At 65.6% G+C, this 26,688-nt stretch carries 19 protein-coding genes and 3 pseudogenes; 16 read left to right on the top strand and 6 right to left on the bottom strand.

Going from position 1 to position 26,688, the window contains the following annotated elements; genetic code table 11:
- Nucleotides 1-100: 100 nt before the first annotated feature.
- The gene (locus tag ACVIGA_RS10015; protein WP_456666250.1) at nt 101-1,117 is read right to left on the bottom strand and encodes an IS30 family transposase; all 1,017 of its coding nucleotides are present in this window, start codon (nt 1,115-1,117) and stop codon (nt 101-103) included.
- Nucleotides 1,118-1,418: 301 nt separating this feature from the next.
- Here ACVIGA_RS10015 and ftsW point away from each other — a divergent pair, with 301 nt between their 5' ends.
- The 14 genes and pseudogenes from ftsW to ligA all read left to right on the top strand — a co-directional run bounded on the left by ftsW (nt 1,419) and on the right by ligA (nt 19,158).
- Nucleotides 1,419-2,570, top strand: coding sequence for a putative lipid II flippase FtsW (gene ftsW / locus ACVIGA_RS10010; RefSeq protein WP_223975432.1), 1,152 nt, complete (start codon nt 1,419-1,421; stop codon nt 2,568-2,570).
- 103 nt (nt 2,571-2,673) lie between these two features.
- Entirely contained in the window at nt 2,674-3,774 is a 1,101-nt protein-coding gene (gene murG / locus ACVIGA_RS10005; protein WP_456666249.1) for an undecaprenyldiphospho-muramoylpentapeptide beta-N-acetylglucosaminyltransferase, read from the top strand.
- A 37-nt stretch (nt 3,775-3,811) separates the two neighbouring features.
- Entirely contained in the window at nt 3,812-4,651 is an 840-nt protein-coding gene (locus ACVIGA_RS10000) for a class I SAM-dependent methyltransferase (protein ID WP_456666248.1), read from the top strand.
- Between the two features lie 186 nt (nt 4,652-4,837).
- A complete protein-coding gene (gene murC, locus ACVIGA_RS09995) occupies nt 4,838-6,241 on the top strand; it encodes a UDP-N-acetylmuramate--L-alanine ligase (RefSeq protein ID WP_456666247.1) in 1,404 nt (467 codons plus the stop codon).
- Nucleotides 6,242-6,243: 2 nt separating this feature from the next.
- Nucleotides 6,244-7,164, top strand: a complete 921-nt coding sequence (gene murB, locus ACVIGA_RS09990) for a UDP-N-acetylmuramate dehydrogenase (RefSeq protein WP_456670774.1) — start codon at nt 6,244-6,246, stop codon at nt 7,162-7,164.
- A 149-nt stretch (nt 7,165-7,313) separates the two neighbouring features.
- Nucleotides 7,314-8,301: pseudogene (locus tag ACVIGA_RS09985) on the top strand (D-alanine--D-alanine ligase family protein).
- A 126-nt stretch (nt 8,302-8,427) separates the two neighbouring features.
- A pseudogene (locus tag ACVIGA_RS09980) lies at nt 8,428-8,696 on the top strand (hypothetical protein); the annotation flags it as partial.
- On the top strand, nt 8,636-9,643 hold the full coding sequence (locus tag ACVIGA_RS09975) for a cell division protein FtsQ/DivIB (protein WP_456666246.1): 1,008 nt from the start codon (nt 8,636-8,638) through the stop codon (nt 9,641-9,643). The pseudogene ACVIGA_RS09980 and the gene ACVIGA_RS09975, both read left to right, overlap by 61 nt.
- Nucleotides 9,640-10,956, top strand: coding sequence for a cell division protein FtsA (gene ftsA, locus ACVIGA_RS09970; RefSeq protein WP_375776152.1), 1,317 nt, complete (start codon nt 9,640-9,642; stop codon nt 10,954-10,956). The genes ACVIGA_RS09975 and ftsA overlap by 4 nt, the downstream gene beginning before the upstream one ends.
- A gap of 89 nt (nt 10,957-11,045) precedes the next feature.
- A complete protein-coding gene (ftsZ, locus tag ACVIGA_RS09965; protein ID WP_456666245.1) occupies nt 11,046-12,830 on the top strand; it encodes a cell division protein FtsZ in 1,785 nt (594 codons plus the stop codon).
- A 351-nt stretch (nt 12,831-13,181) separates the two neighbouring features.
- Nucleotides 13,182-14,144, top strand: coding sequence for a UDP-3-O-acyl-N-acetylglucosamine deacetylase (gene lpxC / locus ACVIGA_RS09960; RefSeq protein ID WP_456666244.1), 963 nt, complete (start codon nt 13,182-13,184; stop codon nt 14,142-14,144).
- Between the two features lie 259 nt (nt 14,145-14,403).
- Nucleotides 14,404-15,312: an outer membrane protein assembly factor BamD gene (locus ACVIGA_RS09955; RefSeq protein WP_375776149.1), complete on the top strand. Its 909-nt coding sequence runs from the start codon at nt 14,404-14,406 to the stop codon at nt 15,310-15,312.
- A gap of 13 nt (nt 15,313-15,325) precedes the next feature.
- Nucleotides 15,326-16,996, top strand: coding sequence for a DNA repair protein RecN (gene recN, locus ACVIGA_RS09950; RefSeq protein WP_456666243.1), 1,671 nt, complete (start codon nt 15,326-15,328; stop codon nt 16,994-16,996).
- A gap of 8 nt (nt 16,997-17,004) precedes the next feature.
- Nucleotides 17,005-19,158 carry an NAD-dependent DNA ligase LigA gene (ligA, locus tag ACVIGA_RS09945; RefSeq protein ID WP_456666242.1) on the top strand — a complete coding sequence of 718 codons (2,154 nt, stop codon included), beginning with the start codon at nt 17,005-17,007 and terminating at the stop codon, nt 19,156-19,158.
- Nucleotides 19,159-19,269: 111 nt separating this feature from the next.
- On the opposite strand, the gene ACVIGA_RS09940 is transcribed toward ligA, so the two are convergent.
- On the bottom strand, nt 19,270-20,547 hold the full coding sequence (locus ACVIGA_RS09940; protein ID WP_456666241.1) for a multidrug effflux MFS transporter: 1,278 nt from the start codon (nt 20,545-20,547) through the stop codon (nt 19,270-19,272).
- 278 nt (nt 20,548-20,825) lie between these two features.
- A pseudogene (locus ACVIGA_RS09935) lies at nt 20,826-22,656 on the bottom strand (aminopeptidase P family protein).
- A 187-nt stretch (nt 22,657-22,843) separates the two neighbouring features.
- Between ACVIGA_RS09935 and ACVIGA_RS09930 the strand changes: the two are divergent.
- A complete protein-coding gene (locus ACVIGA_RS09930) occupies nt 22,844-23,029 on the top strand; it encodes a hypothetical protein (protein ID WP_456666240.1) in 186 nt (61 codons plus the stop codon).
- An 18-nt stretch (nt 23,030-23,047) separates the two neighbouring features.
- On the opposite strand, the gene ACVIGA_RS09925 is transcribed toward ACVIGA_RS09930, so the two are convergent.
- Complete coding sequence (locus ACVIGA_RS09925; RefSeq protein ID WP_456666239.1) at nt 23,048-23,554, bottom strand: hypothetical protein; 507 nt, start codon at nt 23,552-23,554, stop codon at nt 23,048-23,050.
- A 1-nt stretch (nt 23,555) separates the two neighbouring features.
- Complete coding sequence (locus ACVIGA_RS09920) at nt 23,556-24,440, bottom strand: 50S ribosomal protein L11 methyltransferase (RefSeq protein WP_456666238.1); 885 nt, start codon at nt 24,438-24,440, stop codon at nt 23,556-23,558.
- Between the two features lie 170 nt (nt 24,441-24,610).
- Here ACVIGA_RS09920 and ACVIGA_RS09915 point away from each other — a divergent pair, with 170 nt between their 5' ends.
- A complete protein-coding gene (locus ACVIGA_RS09915) occupies nt 24,611-24,775 on the top strand; it encodes a Flp family type IVb pilin (RefSeq protein ID WP_223975461.1) in 165 nt (54 codons plus the stop codon).
- A gap of 272 nt (nt 24,776-25,047) precedes the next feature.
- Here ACVIGA_RS09915 and ACVIGA_RS09910 read toward each other — a convergent pair whose 3' ends face one another.
- Nucleotides 25,048-26,655 carry a phytoene desaturase family protein gene (locus ACVIGA_RS09910; protein ID WP_456666237.1) on the bottom strand — a complete coding sequence of 536 codons (1,608 nt, stop codon included), beginning with the start codon at nt 26,653-26,655 and terminating at the stop codon, nt 25,048-25,050.
- Between the last annotated feature and the right edge of the window lie 33 nt (nt 26,656-26,688).

The following is a 26,688-nucleotide window of genomic DNA, read 5'->3' as shown; positions in this document are numbered from 1 at the left end:
GCAGAATTGTAGGATGGGTAGCGTAGCGAACCCATCAGATCGCGCCACGCATTCGCTGTCGTCCCGGCCTAGTGCGCGATTGCGCACGGGGACCCATAACTCATCGTCGTCCTGGCGAAAGCCAGGAGGTGGATTCACACTCGAAGTGCAACACTTGATCGGCAAAGGACTCCGCAGGCGTGCGGTAGTCAAGGGATTTGCGTGGGGTGTTGTTGTAGGTGGCGATGAACTGGCGGAATCTGGCGGTCGAGAGGGTTACGAGATCCGTTTTGCGAGGGATGAAGCGGCGCATCCTGCCGATGGCGTTCTCGATACCACCCTTCTGCCAGGGCGCGTGGGGATCGCAGAAGAAGGTCTCGATCGAGAGGCGATGTAGCGCCAGGTGACCGGCAAACTCGGTGCCGTTGTCGAAGGTGACGGTCTGGCGCAGCTCTTGTGGAAGGGCAGCGAAGAAGCGGACGAGATGGCGTGCGACACCGCGCGCAACCTTGCTGGCAAGGCGGATGCCGAGCAGCAGGCGAGAGGTGCGCTCATGCACGGTCAGCACGGCCTGACCGTACTTCGAGAACATCATCAAATCGGCCTCCCAATGCCCGGCGACGCTACGGTCGGCAACCTCAAGGGGCCGATTTGCCAGGGAAACACGGCCTTCGATGAAGCTTGCGGGGCTGCCGCCTCGCTTGCCGCGGAGGCCGCGCTTGCTCTTGGCGCGCGGCAGGTAGCGTCGCCAGTTGAAGTCCGAGGTGCGCCTGAGTTGGCCATAGATGAAGCGGTAGATGGTCTCGTGGGAGATCACCTTGTGCCCGCACTCGCGCGCCAGCCGGCCGGCGATCTGCTCGGGCGACCAACCTCGGCGAAGGCGTTGCAACACCGCGCGGCGCAGGACGGGCTCCCGTTCGAGGCGTCCGCCCGTCCAGCGCCGCGCTCGCATCTGTTGCTGGGCATAATTTGGCTTGTAGCCAGCCTGAACGCTCCGATTACGGCTCAGTTCTCGAGAGATTGTTGATGGCGAGCGATCCAGAGCTGCCGCGATTTGCCGGACCGAGCTGCCATTGGCCGATAGACAGGCAATCTCGCATCGGTCGTCCAGAGAGAGCTGCTTGTAAGTCCGCCCCATGGCAACACCTCCTCAAGGAAGTGTTGCACTTCGTTTGTGAACTCAGGGGACCCATTACCCCAAATCTCAATTGTTGCGCGACGCTAGGGCCGCCATCCTCTTCATCATTGAATGCGGTGGTTATGGGTCCTGGCTTTCGCCAGGACGACGGCTGTGTGAGGCGACCGCATGCCCGGATGGCGACACCGGAGGCGCCGCGGGCCTCCCAATCCACCTCCCTCAAAAGTTACCGATCCCGTTAATCCCTTGGAAACCATCCTGCGCCACGAATGAACGTTATCTCTGCCATCTGGGGACGCCCATGCTCGCCCGTGACCAACGCACCCCGTTCTCGGACTGGTGGTGGACCGTCGACAAGCTGCTGCTTGTCGCGATCGCCGCGTTGATGCTGGCCGGCGTCATCCTGTCGCTGGCGGCGAGCCCGCCGGTCGCGACCCGGATCGGGCTCGATCCGTTCCACTTCTTCAACCGCCACGTCATGTTCCTGGTGCCGTCGCTGATCGTGCTGATCGGGGTGTCGTTCATGACGCCGCGGCAGATCCGGCGCACTGCGCTGATCGTGTTCGCGGTCTCGATCGTGCTGATCGTGCTGACGCTGCTGATCGGGCCCGAGGTCAAGGGCTCGCGGCGCTGGATCACGTTGCTCGGCGTCAACATCCAGGCTTCCGAAGCTGCCAAGCCCTCGTTCGTCATCGTCGCGGCCTGGCTGTTCGCGGAATCCACCAAGCGGCCGGAGATGCCGGCGACTTCGATGGCGCTGGTGCTCTTGATGATGCTGGTGACGCTGCTGGTGATGGAGCCCGACTTCGGCCAGACCATGCTGATCCTCACCGTGTGGGGCGCATTGTTCTTCATCGCGGGCATGCGGATGATCTGGGTGTTCGGGCTCGCCGGCGCCGCCGGCGCCGGCCTGTTCGGCGCCTATCTCTTGGTGCCGCATGTCGCGGGCCGCATCAAGCGCTTCATGAATCCCGCCTCCGGCGACACCTTCCAGGTCGACACCGCGATGGAAGCGTTCTGGAACGGCGGCTGGTTCGGGCTCGGGCCGGGCGAGGGCATCGCCAAGCGCAGCCTGCCGGACAGCCACACCGACTTCGTGTTCGCGGTCGCGGCCGAAGAATTCGGCATCATCCTTTGCCTGATGCTGGTCGCGCTGTTCGGTTTCATTGTGATCCGCACGCTGACGCGAGCGTACGCCACCGAGGACATGTTCTCGCGCTTTGCGGCGTCGGGGCTTGCGATCCTGTTCGGCGTGCAGGCGACCATCAACATGGCGGTCAATCTGCAACTGATCCCGGCCAAGGGCATGACGCTGCCGTTCATCTCCTATGGCGGCTCCTCATTCGTCTCGCTGGCCTATGGCGTCGGCATGATGCTGGCGCTGACGCGGCAGCGGCCGCGCACCGAGATCGAATCGATGGAAGGCGCCAGCGCCCGGCGCGCCTACGCATGAAGCTTCCCGTTGGCATTGCGGGGAGCGCCATGGATTGCTCCGGCCTCGCCAAGGCTTCGGCGGACAAGTCGCTTCGCTCGCAATGACGGTATAAATTGTTGCCATGGCTGAGTCCCCCCTGATTCTGCTGGCGGCCGGTGGCACCGGCGGCCATCTGTTCCCGGCCGAAGCGCTCGCCGTGGAACTGATCAGGCGCGGCCTGCGGGTGCGGCTGGCGACCGACGGCCGCGCGCTGCGCTACTCCGGCCTGTTCGGCAAAGAAAGCATCGAGCTGGTGCCGAGCGCCACCGTGCGCAGCCGCAACCCGATCTCGCTGGCGCACACCGTGCTGATGCTCGGCTACGGCACGCTGGTGGCCGCCAATGTGGTGCGCCGGCTGAAGCCGTCGGCCGTCGTCGGCTTCGGCGGTTACCCGACCTTGCCGCCGCTGATGGCGGCGCGGATGCTTGGCGTCCCCGGCATCATTCATGACGCCAATGCGGTGCTCGGCCGCGCCAACCGTTTCCTCTCCGGCCGCGTCAACGCGATCGCGACCTCGCTGCCCGGCGTGCTCGATCGCGATCCTGCGCTCGCCGGCAAGGCCACCACCGTCGGCACGCCGATGCGGCCGGCGATCCTCGCCGCCGCTGCGGTGAAATACACCCGGCCCGAGTTGAACGGCCCGCTGCGCCTGCTCGTCGTCGGCGGCAGCCAGGGCGCGCGGGTGATGAGCGACATCGTGCCGCCGGCGATCGAAAAGCTCGCGCCGGCGCTGTGGAGCCGCCTGATCGTCACGCAACAAGTGCGCGAAGAGGACATGGCGCGGGTGCGCGCGATCTATGACCGGCTCAAGATCGATGCCGAGCTCGCGCCGTTCTTCGCCGACCTGCCGGCACGGCTGGCCTCGAGCCAGCTCGTGATCTCGCGTTCCGGCGCCGGTACCGTCGCCGAGCTCGCCGCGATCGGCCGGCCCTCGATCCTGGTGCCGCTGCCGGGCGCGATCGATCAGGACCAGTTCGCCAACGCCGGTGTGCTGTCGCAGGCGAACGGCGCGCTGCGCATCACGCAGGGCGACTTCACGTCGGAACGGCTCGCGGCCGAGATATCGGCCTTCGCCGCCGAGCCATCGAAATTGACCGCGATGGCGGACGCCGCACGCAGTATCGGCCGGCTCGATGCCGCCGAGCGGCTGGCCGATCTGGTTGCCAAGGTGGCCGGGATTTGATGCGCCAATCCGGCAGGAGGCCGGGGGAGACTAGATCATGACGGGTCTTTTGATTCACTCCGTCTCGGAATTCTCGGACCTGATCCTCGAAGCGCTGCGCCTGTCGGATGCGCAAGACATCGTCGAGATCGGTGCGGAGTATGGCGGCATGTCGGCGCTGCTCGCCGATCACTGCCGGGCCCGCGGCGGCCAGTTCACCAGCGTCGATCCCGCGCCGAAGCGCGAATTCCTCGACTGGGTGAGCGCCAATCCGGATGTGCGTCACGTCGCGAAGCCCAGCCGCGACGCGTTCGGCGAACTCGATGCCGCCGACGCCTGGATCGTCGATGGCGACCACAATTGGTACACGGTCTATCACGAACTCCGGCAGATCGAGGCGATCAGCCAACGTGACGGCAAGCCCGTGCTCGTCTTCCTCCACGATGTCGGCTGGCCCTGCGGGCGGCGCGACATGTACTACGCGCCCGGCCAGATTCCCGCCGAGTTTCGTCACCCGCACAGTTTCGACGCCGGCGCCACGCTGGATCGCCCGGCGCTGGTCGAGGGCCGTGGATTTCGCGGCGCGGGCTTCGCCGCATTCGCAAATGTTGCCGGCGGCGCGCGCAATGGCGTGATGACCGCGATCGACGATTTCCTGGCTGAGGAGCTTGCGCAGGGCAGGGAGTTCGGCTTTGCCGAGATCCCCGCCGTGTTCGGCTTAGGGGTGCTGTTCGACATGAACGCCAGCTGGAGTGCACAGCTGGCCGAGCTCGTGCTGCCCTATCACCAGAACAAGCTGCTGCGCGCGCTCGAGACCAACCGGCTGCGCAATTATCTTCGCGTCATCGAGATGCAGGATGAGTTCGCGGCGCGCGCCGTGCGGCCGGGAGCGGCGTAGCCGCCGGGCCGGGATGGAGATGTCCGTGATGTCAGATCACCAGCACTGGCCGGTAGCTGACAACAGCGACATTTCCTCGGCCGCGGGGTGGAAAAAGCCCTTGTCACGCATGGGAAAAGCGGGGCATCCAGTAGTCTGCGCGACCAATGTGAGGCGCACAAAGACGATGATATCAGGAACCGGATCATGAGACTGCCGCGCGAGATCGGACCCATTCACTTCGTCGGGATCGGCGGCATCGGCATGAGCGGCATCGCCGAGGTGCTGATCAATCTCGGCTACACCGTGCAGGGCTCCGACGCGTCGGACAATTACAATCTCGACCGGCTGCGCAAGAAGGGCGCCAAGGTCTCGGTCGGCCACGCCGCCGAGAATGTCGATGGCGCCGACGTCGTCGTGGTCTCGACCGCGATCAAGCGCGACAACCCCGAGCTGATGGCGGCGCGCGCGCGGCGCATTCCGGTGGTGCGGCGCGCCGAGATGCTGGCGGAATTGATGCGGCTGAAGAGCTGCGTCGCGATCGCCGGCACCCATGGCAAGACCACCACGACCACGATGGTTGCGACCTTGCTCGATGCCGGCGGGCTCGATCCGACCGTGATCAACGGCGGCATCATCAATGCCTATGGCTCCAATGCGCGGCTCGGGGCCGGCGACTGGATGGTGGTCGAGGCTGACGAGAGCGACGGCACCTTCCTGAAGCTGCCGTCCGATGTCGTCATCGTCACCAATATCGATCCTGAACATCTCGATCACTTCAAGACCTTCGAGGCGATCCAGGACGCGTTCCGCAATTTCGTCGAGAACGTTCCGTTCTACGGCTTTGCCGTGATGTGCACCGATCACCCCGTGGTGCAAACCCTCGTCGGCAAGATCGAGGACCGCCGCATCATCACCTACGGGCAGAATCCGCAGGCCGACGCGCAGCTGCTGGACCTGACGCCGATGGGCGGGGGCTCGAAATTCACGGTCGCGATCCGCGATCGCCAGTCGGGAGCGACGCACGAGATCGCTGATATCATGCTGCCGATGCCGGGGCGCCACAACGCGTCGAACGCAACGGCGGCGATCGCGGTCGCGCATCAGCTTGGCGTGTCCGACGATGTGATCCGCCAGGCCATGGCCGGCTTCGGCGGCGTCAAGCGGCGCTTCACCAAGACCGGCGAGACCAACGGCGTCACCGTGATCGACGATTACGGTCATCATCCGGTCGAGATCGCGGCTGTGCTGAAGGCTGCGCGGGAATCCACCAACGGCAAGATCGTCGCCGTGGTGCAGCCGCATCGCTACACCCGCTTGCAGTCGCTGTTCGAGGAATTCTGCACCTGCTTCAACGATGCTGATGCGGTCGTGGTCGCCGAGGTCTATCCGGCCGGCGAAGCACCGATCGCAGGCATCGACCGCGACCATTTCGCCGCCGGCCTGCGCGCCCACGGTCATCGCAACGTTGTCCCGCTGCCGAACGCAGGCGAGCTCGCGAAGATCGTTCACGGCCTTGCCAAGTCCGGCGACCTCGTCGTCTGCCTCGGCGCCGGCAACATCACGCAATGGGCCTACGCACTGCCGGACGAATTGAAGGCGCTGGGGTGATCGTGACCTTCCCCGACATCGTGCCCGACCTGAAAGCCGCGATGCCGGCGCTGCGCGGGCGGCTGCTGGCAAACCAGTCGATGGCGGAGCTGACCTGGTTTCGCGTCGGCGGTCCGGTGCAGGTGCTGTTCACGCCGGCCGATGAGGATGATCTGGCTTATTTCCTGAAGCGCCTGCCGCAGGAATTGCCGGTCTATGTCGTCGGCGTCGGGTCCAATCTGATCGTGCGCGACGGCGGCATGCCGGGTGTCGTGATCCGGCTGGCGCCGCGCGCGTTCGGCGAGACCAGCGCGGCCGGTGATGTCGTCACCGCCGGCGCCGCGGCGCTCGACAAGCGCGTCGCCGAGACGGCGGCAGCGGCAAACATCGGCGGCATGGAATTCTTCTTCGGCATTCCCGGCACGGTCGGCGGCGCACTGCGCATGAACGCCGGCGCCAATGGCGGCGAGACCAAGGACGTGCTGATGGAGGCCACCGGCATCGGCCGTGACGGCACCAAGCACACGTTCGGCAATGCCGACATGAATTTCGTCTATCGCAACTCTGGCGTCGATCCGTCCATCGTGTTCACCTCAGCGCGCTTTCGCGGCAGGATAACCGATGCGGACGCGATCCGCGCACGCATGAATGAAGTGCAGATCCATCGTGAGACCGCGCAGCCGATCCGCGAGAAGACCGGCGGCTCGACCTTCAAGAATCCACCCGGCAACAGCGCCTGGAAGCTGATCGACGCTGCCGGCTGCCGCGGCCTTAAGGTCGGCGGCGCGCAGGTGTCGGAGATGCACTGCAACTTTCTGATCAACACCGGCAACGCCACCGGGCATGACATCGAGACGCTCGGCGAGACGGTGCGCGAGCGAGTCAAGCACACCAGCGGAATTGAGCTGCACTGGGAAATCAAGCGGATCGGGAATTCATTGTAGTCGTCATTCCGGGATGCGCCGAAAGGCGCAGGCCTCAGATGCGCAAGTTGCGCATCGGGGAATCCATAACCACGATCGGGAGTATGGATTCCGGGCTCTCGCTTCGCGAGCCCCGGAATGACAGAAGTAGCGAGCGACAGGCAAAGAACATGCAGGTGACCATTCTGTTCGGCGGCACCAACAAGGAGCGGCTGGTCTCGGTGGCGAGCGCGCAGGCGCTGCACCGCGCGCTGCCCGACGCTGACCTCTGGTTCTGGGACGTCGACGACACCGTGCATGCGGTGACGTCCGAACAGCTGCTCGGCCACACGCGGCCGTTCGAGGTCGACTTCAAGCCCGGCGGTCCCGGCCTCGCGCTCGACCAGGCACTCGACAGAGCAGGCGCCGAGCAGCGCGTGTTGGTGCTCGGATTGCACGGTGGCCGCGCCGAGAACGGCGAATTGCAGGCGATGTGCGAGATGCGCGGCGTCGCGTTCACCGGCTCCGGCTCGGCGTCGTCGCATCTGGCGTTCGACAAGCCTTCGGCGAAACGCTTCGCCGCGATCACAGGCCTCAACGCGCCGCTGGGCATAACGGTGGCACAGCTCGACGATGCCTTCGCCCAGCACGGCAGGCTGATCGCAAAGCCCGCCAAGGACGGATCGAGCTACGGGCTGATCTTCGTCAACGCCAAGCAGGACCTCGTCGCGGTCCGCAATGCTGCGAAGCATGAAGACTATCTGATCGAGCCGTTCGTATCGGGCGTGGAGGCGACCTGCGGCGTGCTCGAGCAGTCCGACGGCACGGTGTTCGCGCTGCCACCGATCGAGATCGTGCCGGCGGAGGGGGGGCTTCGACTACACAGCCAAATACCTCCTGAAGTCGACCCAGGAGATCTGCCCCGGCCGTTTCGCCCCAGAGATCAGCGCCGCGATCATGGACCATGCGCTGCGGGCGCACCGCGCATTGTCCTGCACCGGCTATTCGCGCAGCGATTTCATCGTGTCGGCCAATGGCCCGGTCTACCTCGAGACCAACACGCTGCCCGGCCTCACCGCGGCATCGCTGTACCCTAAGGCCTTGAAAGCACAGGGCATCGCCTTTGCCGATTTCCTGGCCGACCAGATCGAGCTCGGCCGCCGCCGCGCCGGGAGTTAAGGCCGACCGGGCGGGGAACCCGCCAGACTCGGCCGGATGGAACCCGGGCGCTGTTGCTAAAATGCTAACGGGTTCGCGGCAAAGTATTCAGAGCGTTGATCAAAATACACTCCAGGCTGAACTCCTTTACCATTTGTTTACCAGGAAGCCCGAAGGTTAACGCTGGCGGCGCATGTAGCGCTTGGCTGCCGGGGCGTGAGCTGTCGCGGATTACCGCTTCGAGGATCGCAACCAGGGAACAGGGGGCCTCTCTAATCCCACCGGTCTAGCCGAGACGACATTTGTGCCGAGATCCCGCAGGGTTTGCGGGCGCAACATGTGACGAGCTCGTGCAATGGATGGTGCAGGACGCCTCACCCGATCGCTGCGATCGCTGGGGCCTCAAGCTGACCTGAAAGCAGCCGCTATTGGAGCGGCAATGCTGCTGCGCGAGTATGTCGGCGCCCATCTCGCGCGCCGTCGCCGGCGGCCCGCCAGGCGGCCGCAGGTGATCGATCGCGAGCCGCCGAACCGCTACATCATGCTGGTCGAACGCTATCTGCCGCGCCGCATCGGCCTGGTCGCGACGCTCGCGATCCTGTTCGGCAGCCTGGGCTTCGGCATCGTCAAGGGCGGCCATCTCGAGGAATTCACCACCGCGCTCAGCGACACCCGCAACGCGCTGGCCAATTCCGCAGGCTTCCGCATCACCACCGTCGGCATCAACGGCCGCAAGCAGCTGAGCCAGGACGAGGTGCTTGCGATCGGCGGCGTCAACGGCCGCTCCTCGCTGCTGTTCCTCGATGCCGATACCGTGCGCGCCAAGCTGAAGGCCAATCCCTGGATTGCCGACGCCACGATCCTCAAGCTCTATCCGGGCCGGCTGCAGATCGACATCGTCGAGCGCACCGCCTTCGCGCTGTGGCAGCAGAACGGCCGCCTGTCGGTGATCGCCTCCGACGGCGCGGTACTCGAGCCCTACGTCTCGCGCCGCTTCCTCAATCTGCCGCTGGTGGTGGGCAAGGGTGCGGACACCCGCGCCCAGGACTTCCTGGCGCTGCTCGACCGTTATCCGCAGGTGCGTTCGGTGACCAAGGCCGCGATCTTCGTCGGCGAGCGGCGCTGGAACCTGCGCCTCAAGGACGGCCTCGACGTCCGCCTGCCGGAGAACGACGTCGGCAACGCGCTGGCCGCGCTCTCCAGGCTCGACAAGGACGAGAAGCTGTTCTCGCGCGACATCGTCGCCGTCGACATGCGCCTGCCCGACCGGCTGATCGTGCAATTGTCCGACGAAGCCGGCAAGGCGCGCGACGAACTGTTCAAGGACAAGAAGTCCAAGAAGAAGCCGGGTGACTCCGCATGACCGGCCTCGATCGCAATCTGACCCCGAAGACCCGCCCGATGCAGAAGCGCACCGCGATGGTGGCTTCGCTCGACGTCGGCTCCAGCAAGATCGCCTGCATGATCGCGCGGCTCAGGCCGTCGCCGCCGAACGAGGCGCTGCGCGGCCGCACCCATGCGGTCGAACTGATCGGCTACAGCCAGATCCAGTCGCGCGGCGTCAAGGCCGGCTCCGTCGTCGATCTCGCCGAATGCGAGAAGGCGGTGCGCCATGCCGTGGCGCTGGCCGAGCGCATGGCCAAGGTCCGTGTCGAATCCGTCCTGCTGTCGGTCTCGGGCGGCAGGCTGCATGGCCAACTGGTCGAAGCCGCGGCCGATATCCACGGCGGCTCGGTGACCGCGGACGATATCAGCCGCGTCACCTCGGCCGGCATGCGCCACGCCGCCGGCGCCGGTCGCACCGTGTTGCACGCGCTGCCGGTCGGCTACGCGCTCGATGGCGTCAAAGGTATCCGCGATCCCAAAGGCATGGTGGCGCGCCAGTTCGGCGTCGACATGAACGTGGTGACGTCGGATGCGACGGTCGCCAAGAACCTGATGCTGGTGGTCGAGCGCTGCCATCTCAACGTCGAAGCCATGGCGTCGAGCCCGTACGTTGCGGGCCTGTCGGTGCTGACCGATGACGAGGCCGATCTCGGCGCTGCCGTCGTCGAGATGGGCGCGGGCTCGACGACGATCGCGACGTACTCCGGCGGCCGCCTCGTGCACGCATCCGGATTTGCGCTCGGCGGGCAACACATCACGATGGATCTTGCGCGCGGCATCGGCGCGTGCATTGCGGATGCCGAGCGAATCAAGACTTTATACGGCACGGTGCTGACCGGCGGTTCGGACTCGCGCGAGTTGATGTCCGTTCCCACTGCAGGCGACGATCGGGAGACTCCGCAAATCGTGTCCCGCGCCACGATCGCCAACATTGTCCGGCATCGCGCCGAGGAGATTTTCGAAATGATCCGTGACCGGCTCGCGGATTCTCCCTTTGCGGCAGAGCCGAGGGCGCGCGTCGTGCTGAGCGGCGGCGCGTCGCAGCTCACCGGCACCGTCGAGCTTGCGACCCGTATCCTGAACCGTCAGGTCCGCATCGGCCGCCCGCTCGGCTTCGGCCGGCTGCCGAACGAGGCGAAGGGCGCCTCGTTCTCGGTGCCGACGGGCCTGCTGGTCTATCCGCAATACGCTCATCTTGAACATGTCGAACCGCGGCGCACGCGGCAGCTCAGGACAGGGACAGACGGTTACTTCGGAAAGGTCGGACGATGGCTTCGCGAGGGCTTCTGATGACCACACCCCGGCTCATTGCATTTTCACCAGATCCTGCGGCCAGCGGCCGGGACGAACCAACGCGCGCATAATCGAGAGAGGCAACCATGGCACTCAATCTGACACCCCCTGACATCAGCGAGCTGAAACCGCGGATCACCGTCTTCGGCGTCGGCGGCGCGGGTGGTAATGCCGTCAACAACATGATCACCGCCGGGTTGCAGGGCGTCGACTTCGTCGTCGCCAACACCGACGCGCAGGCGCTGACCATGTCGAAGGCGCAGCGCATCATTCAGATGGGCACCCAGGTCACCCAGGGCCTCGGCGCCGGATCGCAGCCCGATGTCGGTGCTGCGGCCGCGCAGGAAGTCATGGACGAGCTGCGCGATCACCTGACCGGCGCCAACATGGTGTTCGTCACCGCCGGCATGGGCGGCGGCACCGGCACCGGGGCTGCGCCCGTGATCGCCAAGGCCGCCCGCGAGATGGGAATCCTCACCGTCGGCGTGGTGACGAAGCCGTTCCACTTCGAGGGCCAGCGCCGGATGCGCACCGCCGAGCACGGTATCTCCGAGCTCCACAAGGTGGTCGACACGCTGCTGATCATTCCGAACCAGAACCTGTTCCGGGTCGCCAACGAGAAGACCACCTTCGCGGACGCCTTCGCGATGGCCGACCAGGTGCTGTACTCGGGTGTCGCCTGCATCACCGACCTGATGGTCAAGGAAGGCCTGATCAACCTCGACTTCGCCGACGTCCGCGCAGTGATGCGGGAAATGGGCAAGGCGATGATGGGCACCGGCGAGGCCACCGGCGAGAAGCGCGCGCTGACCGCCGCCGAAGCTGCGATCGCCAACCCGCTGATCGACGATAGCTCGATGAAGGGCGCCCGCGGCCTGTTGATCTCGATCACGGGCGGCAAGGACCTCACCCTGTTCGAGGTCGACGAAGCGGCAACCCGCATCCGCGAAGAAGTCGACGCCGACGCCAACATCATCGTCGGCGCCACCTTCGACGAATCGCTCGACGGCGTCATCCGCGTGTCGGTGGTCGCCACCGGTATCGAGCAGGCCGCGATCGCCTCCCGTGCCCAGGCTCCCGCGCAGCAGACGGGCGGCTCGCCCGAGAGCCGGCTGGCCGACCTGACCGCTCGCCTGCGTGCCGACAATCAGCGCATGGCCGAGCGCGCCCAGAAGCTGGAACCGCCGACCGGCGTGACGGTTGCTCCGATTGCAGCTCCCGCCGCAGCCCAGCAGCGTCCGGCCGTCGAGCGCGCCGCGCTCGCGGCAATCGCCGCCGCGGTTGCCCCGGACAGCGCACCGGCTCAGGCGCCGATGCAGCCAGGGTCCTACGGTGACGTCACTGTGCGGCCGATCGCCCAGAAGCCGACGCTGTTCCCGGACCACGAGGCAGCCCGGGCCGAGCAGCACGAGCCGATGCCGCCAGAGACCTTCATCCCGCAGGCGGCCGAGCGGTCGCCGGTCCGTGCCCCTCGGATGCCGAAGTTCGAGGATCTGCCGATGCCGGCGCAGGCGGAGATCCGCCAGGCCAGCGGTGACGGCGAGGCGGAGCACCCGCAGAAGACCCGGCTGTCGCTGCTGCAGCGGCTAGCCAATGTCGGCCTCGGCCGCCGCGACGAAGAGACCGAGCCGCCGATCGCGGCCCGTGCCTCGGGTCCGGCGATGCCGACGATGCCGCCGCTGCCCGATCGCAAGCCGGCCCGCAGCGTTGCCCAGCAGATCTCGGCGAACGAATCGCCGGTATCGGAATATGCGAAGCGCCCGGCACCGCAGGGATTGGACGCCCATGGCCGTCAGGCGACTGTTGCCCCGGCGCCACAGGGTGACGACCATCTTGATATCCCGGCCTTCCTGCGCCGGCAGGCAAACTGAAGTTTGTTACAACCTTGACCACAGAGAAGGCCTCGGCGGGGAACCGCGGGGGCCTTCTCCTTTTGGCGGGCAGGCGGTTGCATCGGGTAAACAAGCAACTGATTTTAAATGATTAATTATTATTTCGGTGGTCAGATAGTCACTCGCCGAGGGCCGTTTTCGCCGCCGCAATTGGGTTAACCTTGGGCGCGAATGCGGCGGAGATGGGGTAACAATCGGTAAAGAAGCGTGAGTTGGCGCGGTTTGGGGCTGTGACTATGGTCTGCCGGGACTTGGGGAGCTCATGCGAGTCGGCCTTGGGGAAGTTTGGCCACTTGATGTTGAGCGAAGTCGGGTAGTGGGCATTATCGAATGAAGTTCAGCCGTCAGACAACGCTTCGGTCGCAAGCCACCGTGACTGGCGTAGGCGTTCATTCCGGTCTTCCTGTCAGTCTCACGCTGGGACCTGCACCCGTCGATGCGGGTTTTATTTTTGTCCGCACCGGTCTCGACGGTGCCGACCGCGAAGTTACCGCCACCGCCGACGCTGTGATCGCGACCGAATTCGCGACGGTGCTGGGCGACCGCGAAGGACCGCTGGTCTCGACTGCTGAGCATGTTCTCGCCGCGCTGCGCGGCATGGGCGTCGACAACGCCACGATCGAAGTCGACGCGGCAGAAGTTCCGATCATGGACGGTAGCGCTGCGGCGTTTGTCGCGGCCATCGATCAGGCTGGTATCGTGACCCAACCCGCCGTCCGCCGCTTCATCCAGGTGCTGAAGCCGGTGCAGGTCAAGATCGGCGATGCGATGGGCGAGCTGCGTCCGTTCGCCGGCGGGTTCCGCGCCGAAGTCGAAATCAATTTCGCCAACAAGGTGATCGGTCATCAGACCTACGCCTTCGATCTGTCGCCGGAAGGCTTCCGCCGCGAAGTCGCGCGGGCCCGTACCTTCGGCTGCATGAACGACGTGGCGCGGCTGTGGGGCGCCGGCTTCGCGCTTGGCGCCTCCTTCGACAACACCGTGGTGTTCGACGAGGCCCGCCTGCTCAACGCCGAGGGCCTGCGCTACGCCAACGAATGTGCCCGCCACAAGGTGCTCGACGTGATCGGCGATCTCGCGCTGGCCGGCCTCCCGCTGCTCGGCAGCTACCGTTCCGTCCGCGGCGGCCACAAGCTCAACAACGCGGTGCTCAAAGCGCTGCTCGCCGACCGCAGCGCTTGGCGCGTGGTCGAATCGGAAACCGCCCGGCGGCCGGTCCGCGGCCATGTCGAGGCCGGTGCAAGCGCGGTGGGCGGCCTCGTCGCCCCGGCCTACGGCCCGGACGTGTCCTGATCCGCCCAAGTCCTGATCGCTTGGTCGGTCGGCCCGATTTCCGCAATAACCACAGCAGGCTGTGAGCATCGCCGGGTCGCCTTATTCCCGGCGGATTGGCTCCCTATTCGGTTGGTCGATGGTCATTTTTCGGTTAAACAGGCCTGCGGTTGCCTTGATACGGCGCCAATGGCGCGAGTGATATTGCATCCATGATCGCGGTTCATGGGTGGAGTGGGGTCGCCGTTAACCGCATCAAAGGCGTCAGGTTTTACAATCCATGTCGGCAATGCGTATGGCGCTCGAACCACGCTCTTCTTCTGACGTCTCCGGCCTGACCAAGGCCGTGCGCACGCTGCGTTTCGCGGCGGGCCTGATCATGCTTGCACTGCCACTCTCAGGCTGCGGCACCGGCGCGCTGTGGGACAAGTTCATGTCCAAGGACGACACGTTCGTCGATGAGCCCGCGGACAAGCTCTACAATGAGGGCTTGTACATGATGAACGAGAAGAAGGACCTGAAGGCCGCTTCGAAGAAGTTCGAGGAAGTCGACCGTCAGCATCCCTATTCGGACTGGGCGCGCAAGTCGCTCCTGATGTCGGCCTATTCGTACTATCAGGCAGGCGATTACGACAGCTGCATCGGCTCCGCCACCCGCTACGTGACGCTGCATCCCGGCAGCCCGGACGCCTCCTACGCGCAGTACCTGATCGCGGCATCGCATTTCGACCAGATCCCGGACATCTCGCGCGACCAGAGCCGCACCGAGAAGGCGATCGCGGCCCTCGAAGAGGTGGTGCGCAAATATCCGACCTCCGAATACGCCACCCAGGCCAAGAACAAGATCCAGGCTGCGCGCGACCAGCTCGCCGGCAAGGAGATGGCGGTCGGGCGCTACTACATCGAGAAGCGCGACTTCACCGCTGCGATCAACCGCTTCAAGACCGTCGTCACCCAGTACCAGACCACCCGCCACGTCGAAGAGGCGCTCTACCGGCTCACCGAGGCCTATATGGCGATCGGCATCGCCGGCGAGGCGCAGACCGCCGCCGCGGTGCTTGGCCACAATTTTCCGGACAGCCGCTGGTACAAGGACGCGTATAATCTAGTAAAGTCCGGCGGTCTCGAGCCGAGCGAGAATCAGGGATCCTGGATCAGCAGGACCTTCAAGAAGATAGGTCTCGGCTAGGAATTGTCCTCGCATGCTGGCCCGTCTGTCGATCCGTGACATCGTCCTGATCGAACGGCTCGATATCGAATTTTCCCGTGGCCTGGCGGTGCTGACCGGCGAAACCGGCGCCGGCAAATCCATCCTGCTTGATGCCTTTGCGCTGGCGCTCGGCGGCCGCGGCGATGCCGGGCTGGTGCGCCATGGCGCCGAGCAGGGCCAGGTCACCGCCACGTTCGATGTCCCGAAGGGGCATCCTGCAGCAAAAATCCTCGCCGAGAACGGCCTCGACGACACCGGCGAGATGATCCTGCGCCGCGTGCAGCTCGCCGACGGCCGCACCCGCGCCTTCATCAACGACCAGGCGATCAGCGTGCAGACCCTGAAGGCGGTCGGCGCGGTTCTGGTCGAAATCCACGGCCAGCACGACGAGCGCGCTTTGGTCGACGCCTCCACCCACCGCCAGCTGCTCGACGCCTTCGCCGGCCATGAGAAGGACGTCACGGCGCTGGAAGCGTTGTGGGATATCAGGCGGACCGCCAACGCCGATCTCGACGCGCATCGCGCCGGCATGGAGCGCGCCGCGCGCGAGGCTGACTATCTGCGCCATGCCTCCCAGGAGCTGAAGGCGCTGGCGCCGAAGGAGGGCGAGGAGACCGAGCTCGCCAACCGCCGCACCACCATGATGCAGGGCGAGAAGGTCGCGACCGATCTGCGCGAGGCGCAGGAGGCGATCGGCGGCTCGCATTCGCCGGTGTCGGCCCTGTCGGCCGCAGTGCGGCGGCTGGAGCGGCGTGCCGCCAATGCGCCCGGCCTGATCGAGCCGGCGGTCAAGGCGATCGACATCGCGATCAACGCGCTCGAAGAGGCCGACCAGCACCTCCACGCGGCGCTGGCGGCGACCGATTTCGATCCGGCCGAGCTCGAGCGCATCGAGGAGCGGCTGTTCGCGCTGCGCGCCGCCTCGCGCAAATATTCGACGCCGGTCGATCTGCTGGCCGCGCTGGCCGCGCAATACGCCGGTGACGTCGCGCTGATCGATGCCGGCGCCGACCAGCTGAAGAAGCTGGAAGCGGCCGCCGCTGAAGCCGACAAGCGCTATGCTGCCGCGGCGGCAAAGCTGTCGGCGGCGCGCACCAAGGCGGCCGAGAAGCTCAACAAGGCCGTCAATGCCGAGCTCGCGCCGCTCAAGCTCGAGCGTGCGAAATTCATGACCCAGGTCGAGGCAAATGCCGCCGCGCCGGGGCCACAGGGCATCGACCGCGTCGAGTTCTGGGTCCAGACCAATCCGGGCACCAAGCCGGGGCCGATGATGAAGGTCGCCTCCGGCGGCGAGCTGTCGCGCTTCCTGCTGGCGCTGAAGGTCGTGCTGGCCGATCGTGGCTCGGCGCCGACTTTGGTGTTCGACGAAATCGATACCGGCGTCGGCGGTGCGGTAGCGGATGCGATCGGCTCGCGGCTGGCGCGTCTCGCCGGCAAGGTGCAGGTGATGGCGGTGACGCATGCGCCGCAGGTTGCGGCCCGCGCCAGCCAGCATCTTTTGATCTCCAAGGATGCGCTCGACAAGGGCAAGCGCGTCGCCACCCGCGTCAACGCGCTCGCGGCCGATCACCGCCGCGAGGAAATCGCGCGCATGCTGGCCGGCGCCGAGATTACCGCGGAGGCGCGCGCCGCTGCGGAACGGCTGCTCAGGGCGGCGAGCTAGTTGCGCCCATGGCCACCAAGGCGAAGAAAGCGCTGGTCGACGTCGACAAGCTCACCAAGGCCCAGGCCAAGGTCGAGCACATGCGGCTGTCACTCGAGATCGAGGGGCACAACGAGCGCTACTATCAGAAGGACGCGCCGACCGTATCGGACGCGGCCTACGACGGCCTGCGGCAGCGCTTGGAAGCAATCGAGACCAGGTTTCCCGATCTCGTCACCAAGGACTCGCCGACGCAGACGGTGGGCGCAGCGCCGGCCCGCGGCTTTGCCAAGGTGCAGCATGTCGTTCCGATGCTGTCGCTCGGCAACGCGTTCAGCGACGAGGACGTCACCGAATTCGTCGAACGCATCAGGCGCTTTCTCAAGCTGGATGCCGACCATATTCCGGCGCTGGTCGCCGAACCGAAGATCGACGGCCTGTCGCTCTCGCTGCGCTACGAGAATGGCGAACTGATCCGTGCCGCGACGCGCGGCGACGGCTTCACCGGCGAGGATGTCACCGCCAACGTCCGTACCATCAAGGACATTCCGCACACCCTGAAGGGACGCCACGTTCCGGCAGCCTGCGAAATGCGCGGCGAAGTCTATATGCTCAAGAAGGACTTCCTTGAGCTGAACAAGAAACAGGCCGCGGCCGACGACACGGTGTTTGCCAATCCGCGCAATTCGGCAGCGGGTTCGCTGCGTCAGAAGGACGTCTCGATCACCGCGTCACGACCGCTGAAATTCTTCGCCTACACATGGGGCGAGATGAGCGAGCCGCCCGCCGACACCCAGCACGGCATGCTGGAGTGGATGGACAGGGCAGGCTTTGTGGTCAATCCGCTGATCACGCTCTGCAAGAGCGTCGACGATGTCCTGAAATTCTACAACAAGATCGGCGAGGAGCGGGCTTCGCTCGGCTACGACATCGACGGCGTGGTCTACAAGGTCGACCGTCTCGACTGGCAGGAGCGGCTCGGCTTTGTGTCGCGCAGCCCGCGTTGGGCCATCGCACACAAATTCGCAGCCGAGCAGGCAACGACGATTCTCAAGGGCATCGATATCCAGGTGGGGCGCACCGGAGCGATGACGCCGGTCGCGCGGCTCGAGCCGGTGACGGTCGGCGGCGTCGTGGTTTCGAACGCGACCCTGCACAACGAGGACTACATCAAGGGCATCGGCAACGACGGCAATCCGATCCGGGATGGCGTCGATCTGCGCATCGACGACACTGTCGTGGTGCAGCGCGCCGGCGACGTCATCCCCCAGGTCGTCAGCGTCGTTCTGGACAAGCGGTCGAAGAGTGCAAAGCCGTACAAGTTTCCGGACACTTGCCCGGTGTGCGGCAGTCACGCGATTCGCGAGGAGGGCGAGGCGGTGCGCCGCTGCACCGGCGCGCTGATCTGTCCGGCGCAGGCGGTCGAGCGGCTGAAGCATTTCGTGTCGCGCCTTGCGTTCGATATCGATGGTCTCGGCGAGAAGCAGATCCAGGAATTCTACGAGGACGGGCTGGTGATGTCGCCGGTCGACATCTTCACGCTTCGCGAGCGGGACGCGCGATCGACCCGCAAATTGATGGAGCGCGAAGGATACGGCGAAACCTCGGTGCGCAACCTGTTCGACGCGATCGATGCTCGCCGCAACATCGAACTGCATCGGTTGATCTTCGCGCTCGGCATTCGCCATGTCGGCGAAGGCAATGCCAAGCTGCTGGCGCGCCACTACCACACGATCGAGAATTTCCGTGACGCGATGCTGGCCGCCGCCAAGGGCAGCACGGATGAGGAGAACACCACCGAGGCCTACCAGGACCTCAACGATATCGATGGCGTCGGCGAGATCGTCGCCGATGCGGTGGTCGAGTTCTTTGCCGAGCCGCGCAACGTCAAGGCGCTCGGTGAATTGTTGCACCAGATCGAGGTGAAGCCCGCCGAGCAGCCGCGCAACAGCTCGCCGGTCTCGGACAAGACCGTGGTGTTCACGGGGTCGCTGACGAAATTCACCCGTGACGAAGCCAAGGCGATGGCCGAGCGTCTCGGTGCCAAGGTCGCGGGCTCGGTTTCAAAGAAGACAGACTACGTCGTCGCTGGCGAAGAGGCCGGCTCGAAGCTGACCAAGGCACGCGAGCTCGGCGTCGCGGTGTTGACCGAAGACGAGTGGCTGAAGCTGATCGAGGAGTGACGCTTGTCGTCATTCCGGGGCGCCTCGAAGAGGCGAACCCGGAATCTCGAGATTCCGGGTCTGGTCCTTCGAACCATCCCGGAATGACGAGGTGAGGGTGCTGCGCACGCCTCACATCATCCCCTGCTCATCCTCCTCGGCCTGCGCGATCAGCTCTTCGCTGACCACCACGGTTCGCCGCGGCACCACGAAGATCATGGTGCAGGCGCAGGCAAGCGAGATCGCGAAAAGCGCCGATGTCAGCGGCAGCGTCGTGGTGGAGTGACCGCCGAGATAGGCGCCGAACTGCGAGATCAGCGAACCGATGCCCTGCTGCAGGAAGCCCATGGCGCCGGAGGCAGTGCCGGCCGCCTCGGGGCGAATGCTAATGGCGCCGGCAGCGGAATTGGCCATCACGAAGGCATTGGCGATCATCACGATCATCTGGGTGCCGAACAGCCACAGCGGCGCCTGGTTCAGCCCGGCGAAACTCCAGATCAGGTTCAAGAGACTGCCGCCGACCTGCAGCGCGAGGCCGAACCAGATCAGCTTCTCCAGCGAGTGACGCGGTGCGAAGCGGACGCACAGCAGATTGCCGATGAAATAGCCGAAGCCGGTCATCGCGAACCACGCGCCGTATTCGGCGCTGCTGCGGCCCATCTGGGTGACGACGATATAGGGACCGCCGCCGGCGAAGGCGAAGATGATCTGCGAGGCCAGCACCTGGCACAGCAGATAACCGACGAAGGCGCGGCTTCGCATCAGCTTGCCGAGGTCGCCGCGGAAGCTCGAGCTGTCGGCGCGGTCGCGGCGGGTTTCAGGCAGCGCCAGCGCGATGAAGATCGTGGTGATCAGCGACGCCGCGGTGATGAGATAGAGGATCGCGCGCCAGCCGAATGTGGTCTCCAGCAGGCCGCCGGTCAGCGGGCTCACCATCTGCGCGATCATCAGCGCGGCGACGACGAGGCTGATCATGGCGCCGACCCGCTCGCGCGGATAGAGATCGCGGATGATGGCGCGGCTGATCACCATGCCGCTGGCGCCGCCAAGCGCCTGGAAGAAGCGCGCCGCGATCAGCTGCGGCAGGGTCTCGGCGAACACCGAGGCGATGCCGGCCACCACCATCAGGCCGAGGCCGGAGAGCAGCACCGGGCGGCGGCCGAACTTGTCGGACAGCGGTCCCATGATCAGCTGCGACAGCGCGATGCCGACCATGTAGAGCGACACGGTCATCTGCGCGATTGAAATGTCGCGGCCGAACGTCGTCGCCAGCACCGGCAGCGCCGGAACCAGCATGTAGAGCGAGATCGGCGCGACGCCCGTCATCACGACGAGCATCAGCAACATGACCTTCGATGTCGCGATGTTATTTGTGGCCGCGCCGGGCGGCTTGCCCATCACGCCGTGCATTCAGGTCCGATCCAGCATTGTGGATCGACTGTAGCGTGCCGGTTCGCGCGGAATACGGGTGTTTCGGCATACGGCCATGCATTTCGGGAGGCGAAGCGGTGATGTTTCGTCTCGCGCAACAAGCACCGCTGTCGTCCTCCGCGAAAGCGGGGGACCCAGTATTCCAGAGGCAGGCGTGTTTGAACCGATGGGCCGCGGCGTACTGGATCCTCCGCTTTCGCGGGGGATGACACCGAGTACCGGGATGACACCGAATGTGTGGACGCTTGAGCGCGCCGCTACGTCAGCGCCGCCGTCGCCTCGTCGAGCCACAGCTTGGTGGCGTTGTCGTCGAGATGCGGGCGCACCACGCGGGCGACGCGGGCGTGGTAGTCGTTGAGCCAGCTCAATTCAGCTTCGCTCAGCATGCTGACCTCGATCAGGCGGCGATCGATCGGCGCCAGGGTCAGCGTCTCGAATGCGTTGACCGGCTTCTCGGCGCCGGCAATGTCGGTGCCGATCACCAGCTCGAGGTTCTCGATCCGGATGCCATAGGCGTCGGTCTTGTAGTAGCCGGGCTCGTTGGACAGGATCATGCCGCGCTTCAGCGGTGTGGTGCCGAGCTTCGAGATCCGCGCCGGCCCTTCATGGACGCTGAGATAGCTGCCGACGCCGTGGCCGGTGCCGTGCTCGAAATCGATCCCGGCCTGCCAGAGATGTTGCCGCGCGAAGCTGTCGAGCTGTGCGCCGGTGGTGCCGTCGGGGAAGATCGCGCGGGCGATCGCGATATGGCCGCGCAGCACGCGGGTGAAGCGGTCGCGCATCTCGTCGGTCGGCTGGCCGATCGCGATGGTGCGGGTGACGTCGGTGGTGCCGTCCTCATATTGCGCGCCGGAATCGATCAGCAGCAGATCGCCGGGCGCGATGCGGCGGTTGCTCTTGCGTGTCACGCGATAATGCACGATTGGCGCCGTTCGGCCCGGTGCCGGCGATGGTCGGGAACGAGACGTCCTTCAGCGCGCCGGTCTGGCGGCGGAAGGTTTCCAGCGCCTCGACGGTGTCGATCTCGGTGAGGTGGCCGGAGGGCGCCTCGCGGTCGACCCAGGCGAGGAAGCGCACGAGCGCCGCCGCGTCGCGCTGATGCGCGGTGCGCGTGCCGTCGATCTCGGTGAGGTTCTTGACCGCCTTCAGCAGGCTGACCGGATCGCTGCCGCGCACCGGCTTGCCGCCGGCGCCGGAGATCAGCCGGCTCAACGCGTCGGCCGCGGTCGCGCTGTCGAGTGCGATCGAGGCGCCGCGTTTGGCGAGCTCGGTGAGCTTCGGGGTCAGCGCCTCCGGCTCCTCGACATCGGCGGATTGCTCGAGATGGTCGCGGGTCGCGTTGGACAGCTTGCGGTGATCGATGAACACCAGCGGCCGGCCTTCCTTCGGCACCAGCGCGTAGGACAGCGGCAGCGGCGTATGCGAGACATCGGCGCCGCGGATGTTGAAGGTCCAGGCCACCGCGTGGCTGTCGGAGAGCACCAGCGCATCGACACCGAGCTTGTTGATCTCGAGCCGGATGCGCTTCAGCTTCTCGGCCTCGATCTCGCCGGAAAACTGCGCGCCGTGGATGGCGACCGGGCCGAGCGGCGGCGCCGGCCGTTCGTGCCAGACCGTATCGATCGGGTTGCCGTCGACGGCGACCAGCTCGGCGCCGGCCTTGGCGCAGGCCGCCGCCAGCCGTTCGGCTGCCGCAGAAGTGTGCAGCCACGGGTCAAATCCTAGGCGGTCGCCGGCTGCCAGGTGCCGGGTCAGCCAATGCTCCGGCGGCGGCTCGACCAGCGGCTCGACCTGCCAGGCCTTGCGGTCGACCTGCTTGCCGGCCTGTAGCGTGTAGCGTCCGTCGACGAACAAGGCGGCTTCCTTGCTCAGCACGATCGCGAGCCCGGCCGATCCGGTGAAGCCGGTCAGCCAGGCAAGCCGCTCCTCGGACGCCGCAACATACTCATTCTGCTGCTGATCGGCGCGCGGAACCACAAACCCGGTCAGCTTGCGCCGCGCCAATTCCTCGCGCAGTGCACTCAAGCGCGCGGTCAGCGCCACGCCGCCTTCGGGCTCTTCGAACGTCTGGAAATGGGCTTCGAACATTGCCTTGGCACTCTCTTCGGATGCAGCATGATCTTCGCGCCGACGCGCTGAGGCATGACCACATTTTTGGCATTACTTATGCTTGAATCATGGCATAGTTGAAGTGACTGGACGATGTCCACCATCGACGGTCAAGCGTACGGGGGGTGTCCAGGAGTGTCTCAACTCAACGGTGAGGAGAAGCACGATGCCTGCATTCACGTTTGAGAAGATCTCGCCGCCGGTCCCCCGCGGCCCGATCCCTCCGATCGAACAGAAGCAGCGTGGCGTCATCGTGCAGATGCTCGACCGTTTGGTCGAGGCGCGTGCCAGGCGCGCTGCCGGTCAGGCCAAGGTCGAGGCGGCCGGCCGCGATTCCGCAGCACCTGAATAGCCAGCCCACAGATCGCGCTCAGGGCGCGAGGTCGGACGCCTTCGCCACCGTTACATTGACGACTCTGGTGCCGTCGAGTTCACGCACGATCCGCTCATCGGAGCCGACGACACCCAGATCGAATTCGCGCTCCGCCGTCAGCAGCGTGATGCGCTGACCGACGATCACGACGACGGTCATGTCGAGCGCCTCGCCGGATATCGCCCATTCCCTGAGCTCATTGCGAAACGGCTGCCTGCGCCAGGCATCCGGGAAGCCCGGATCGCATCTGACCTCGAGCCCGTCGTCCGACGTGGTCAGGACGAGCTTCGATCTCGAGGGCTTCCAGTGCTCCTCCAGAAGCTCGTTGACCAGCCAGACGCAGCCGAACGCGCGGCACTCCGCCGGCCGGCTTGGATAGATCCGGCAGCCGCGCCCCGGCCTGCAATGCGCGCACCATGCGTTGGCCGGCTTCGCCAGCGCCTCGATCGCCATCACCTTGCAGCAGAGCGTGCAGTCGCCGCACTGTCTGCCCGCGGCGGTCATGTCACCTGACCGAGCGCAGCAGCAGGCTGCTCCAGCCCTCGATCTTCAGATGCCGCAGCGGCACCAGCCCGCGGGCGCGATAGGCGGCAATGACCGCCGGCGCCTGGTGCGTCAGCAAACCCGAGAGGATGACCTGTGCCGACGATGCGAGGTGCCGGGCCATCGGCCCCGCCAGCTGGCGCAGCGGATTGGCGAGGATGTTGGCGAGCACCAGGTCGAACGGCCCGTCCTCGGCAAACCGCGGCGCGGCGAAGCCAGTGGCGCAGATCACATCCACCAGATGTCCTGCCCCGTTCAGCCGGGCGTTCTCCTCGGCGACCTTGACTGACGGTGGGTCGATGTCGCTCGCCAGCACCTTGTGATGCTGCGCCTTGGCGGCGGCGATCCCCAGCACACCGGTCCCGGTGCCGAGATCGAGCACCCGGCGAGGCTGATAGGCCTTCAGCACGTGGTCGAGCAGCAGCAGGCAGCCGCGCGTGGTGCCATGATGGCCGGTGCCGAAGGCGAGCGCCGCTTCGATCTCGATCCCGAGTTTGTTGGGAGGTACCCTGTGCCGGTCATGCTGGCCGTGGACGATAAACCGGCCGGCTGCGACCGGAATCAGGTCCTCCAGGCTGGCCTTGACCCAATCCTTCGCCTCGATGGTGTCAAATACCAAAGTCGATGCGACATTCTGCCGCACGGCTTGGCCGACCAGCTCGCGCAGCAAGGTCTGGTCCGGCGCCTGGGCAAAATGGACGGTGACGTCCCAGCGGCCATCCGGCCGCTCGAAGGCGGCAAAAGCCGCCTGATCCTCAAAAAACAGCTCGGACAGCGTGTCGACCACCCGCTTTGCGGTCGATTCGTCCGGAAGGGTGACGCTGGCGCGGTGTGTGGACGGGGTCATCGGAGGCCGGTAGCGCGGTTTTTGTTAAAATTTCAACCCGTATTCAATCGAATTTCGCGAGAATCGATAGGTTCCCGATTCAGGCAACTTTAGATTTCACCGTAGTAGTACCGGTTCCGGAACAGGGAACTCCCCGGTTCCAAGGCATCACAACCCAGGGCAGGGCTGCAATGAAGACTCTTTTCGTTAGATTCTTGAAGAATGAAGCCGGCGCGACCGCCATCGAATACGGACTGATCGCGACCGGTATCGCCATCGCCATCATCGCTGCGGTGAATGGCGTCGGCACCAACTTGAGCGGGACGTTCAACACCGTCGCCAGCTCGCTCAAGTAATTTCGGAGACGGCGTTCTCGAGCAAGCACCGGGCAACGAGGCCCGGTGTTTTCTTTTGACAGGTTGTCCACAGCGCCACGCGTAGTCCTGTCCACAAGACATACAGCCAGTCGTCCCGGGGTTGTCGGCCTCTGTTCCACAGGCAGTCCACCGGGATACTCACCGATTGTCCCGCCAGGGGACACCAGATCTGCCCCCGGTTGACCCACAGCTTCTCAACAGACATGTCCACAGCTTGCCACGCCATCGGCGCGCCCGATGCGCCGTTCGCTCTATGCGAATAGCGCGCGATGGTCGGCGAGCACCGCCCGCGCAGCGTTATGCCCGGGGGCGCCGGTGACCCCGCCGCCGGGATGGGCGCCGGAACCGCAATGGTAGAGACCGCGCAGCGGTCCGCGGTAATCGGCATGGCCGAGCATCGGGCGCGCCGAGAACAGCTGGTTCAAGGTCAGCGCACCGTGGAAGATGTCGCCGCCGAGCAGGCCGAACTGCCGCTCGAGGTCGAGCGGCGACAGGATCTGGCGGCCGATCACACTGCCCGCGAAGCCGGGGGCGTAACTATCGACGGTTGCGATCATGAGATCGGCGACCTCATCGCGATGGTCGTCCCATGATTTGCCGTCGGGCAATTGCGGCGCGACGTGCTGGCAGAACAGGCTCGCGACGTGCTGGCCCGGCGGGCTCAAACTGTCGTCGAGCGTCGATGGGATCAGCACCTCGACGACCGGCGCGCGGCTCCAGCCGGACTCGCGCGCATCGCGCCAGGCGCGATCCATGTAGCCGAGACCAGGCGCGATGATGATGCCCGCCGTGAGGTGATCGCCGGTGCCGGGCAGCGCGGTGAACGAGGGCAGGGTATCAAGCGCCACGTTCATCCTGAACGTACCGGAGCCATTATGCCATCGCCCGATGCGCGTGCGGAATTCGCTTGCCAGCGCGCCCTCCGGCACCAGGCGCGTGTAGAGCAGCTTCGGGTTGACGTTGGAGACGACATACCTGGCGCGCACCGTCTCGCCATTGTCGAGGATGACCCCTAGGGCGCGATCCTTTTCGACGATCACCTCGCGGACACCAGCATCGGTTTCGATCTCGACGCCATGGCTACGCGCGGCGCTTGCCATCGCCTGGGTGATCGCGCCCATGCCACCGATCGCGTGGCCCCAGACGCCCTTCTTGCCGTTCACCTCGCCGAACGCATGGTGCAGCATCACATAGGCCGAGCCGGCCGCGTAAGGGCTGGCATAATTGCCGACGATGGCGTCGAAGCCGAACAGCGCCTTGACGAGGTCGTTCTCGAAACGCTCGTCGAGCATCTCGCCGGCCGAGCGTGTGAACAGGTCGAGCAGATTGCGCAGCTGCTCGAGCGACAGCCGCCGCAGGATGTTGGCGGTGCCGAGTGCGTTGAAGGCTTCACTCATGGCACCGAGGCCAAAACCCTCGACCAGGTTCGGCGGCGCGCGCAGCACGAACTGGCGCAGCACATCGGCGATGGCTTCGAGCTCCCCCGAGAACACGCCGATTGTCGCCGCGTCCCGCTGGCTGAGTTTTGCGACCGACCGCTGGGTGCGGCCTTCGCCGGTCAGCAGATAACTGCCGTCGGGTGCGGGCAGGAAGTTCTGCGCGCGGCGCTCGACGATTTTGAGGCCGTGATCGGCAAGTTTCAGGTCGGAGATGATTTGCGGATTGAGCAGGCTCACCGTGTAGGCGGCGACCGAATTGCGGAAGCCCGGACAAAATTCTTCGGTGACGGCGGCGCCGCCGATCACCTTGCGGCGCTCGACGATCCTGACCTTGAGCCCGGCCATCGCGAGATAGGCCGCGCAGGTGAGGCCGTTGTGCCCCGCACCGATGATGACGACGTCGACTTCATGATTGGACATGGTGCTTCTATAGGCCGGATGATCTCATCCGGC

The organism is Bradyrhizobium sp. USDA 3240 (assembly GCF_054063295.1).
The sequence above is the reverse complement of the archived record's forward strand: the minus strand, read 5'-3'. Positions and strand labels throughout refer to the sequence as shown.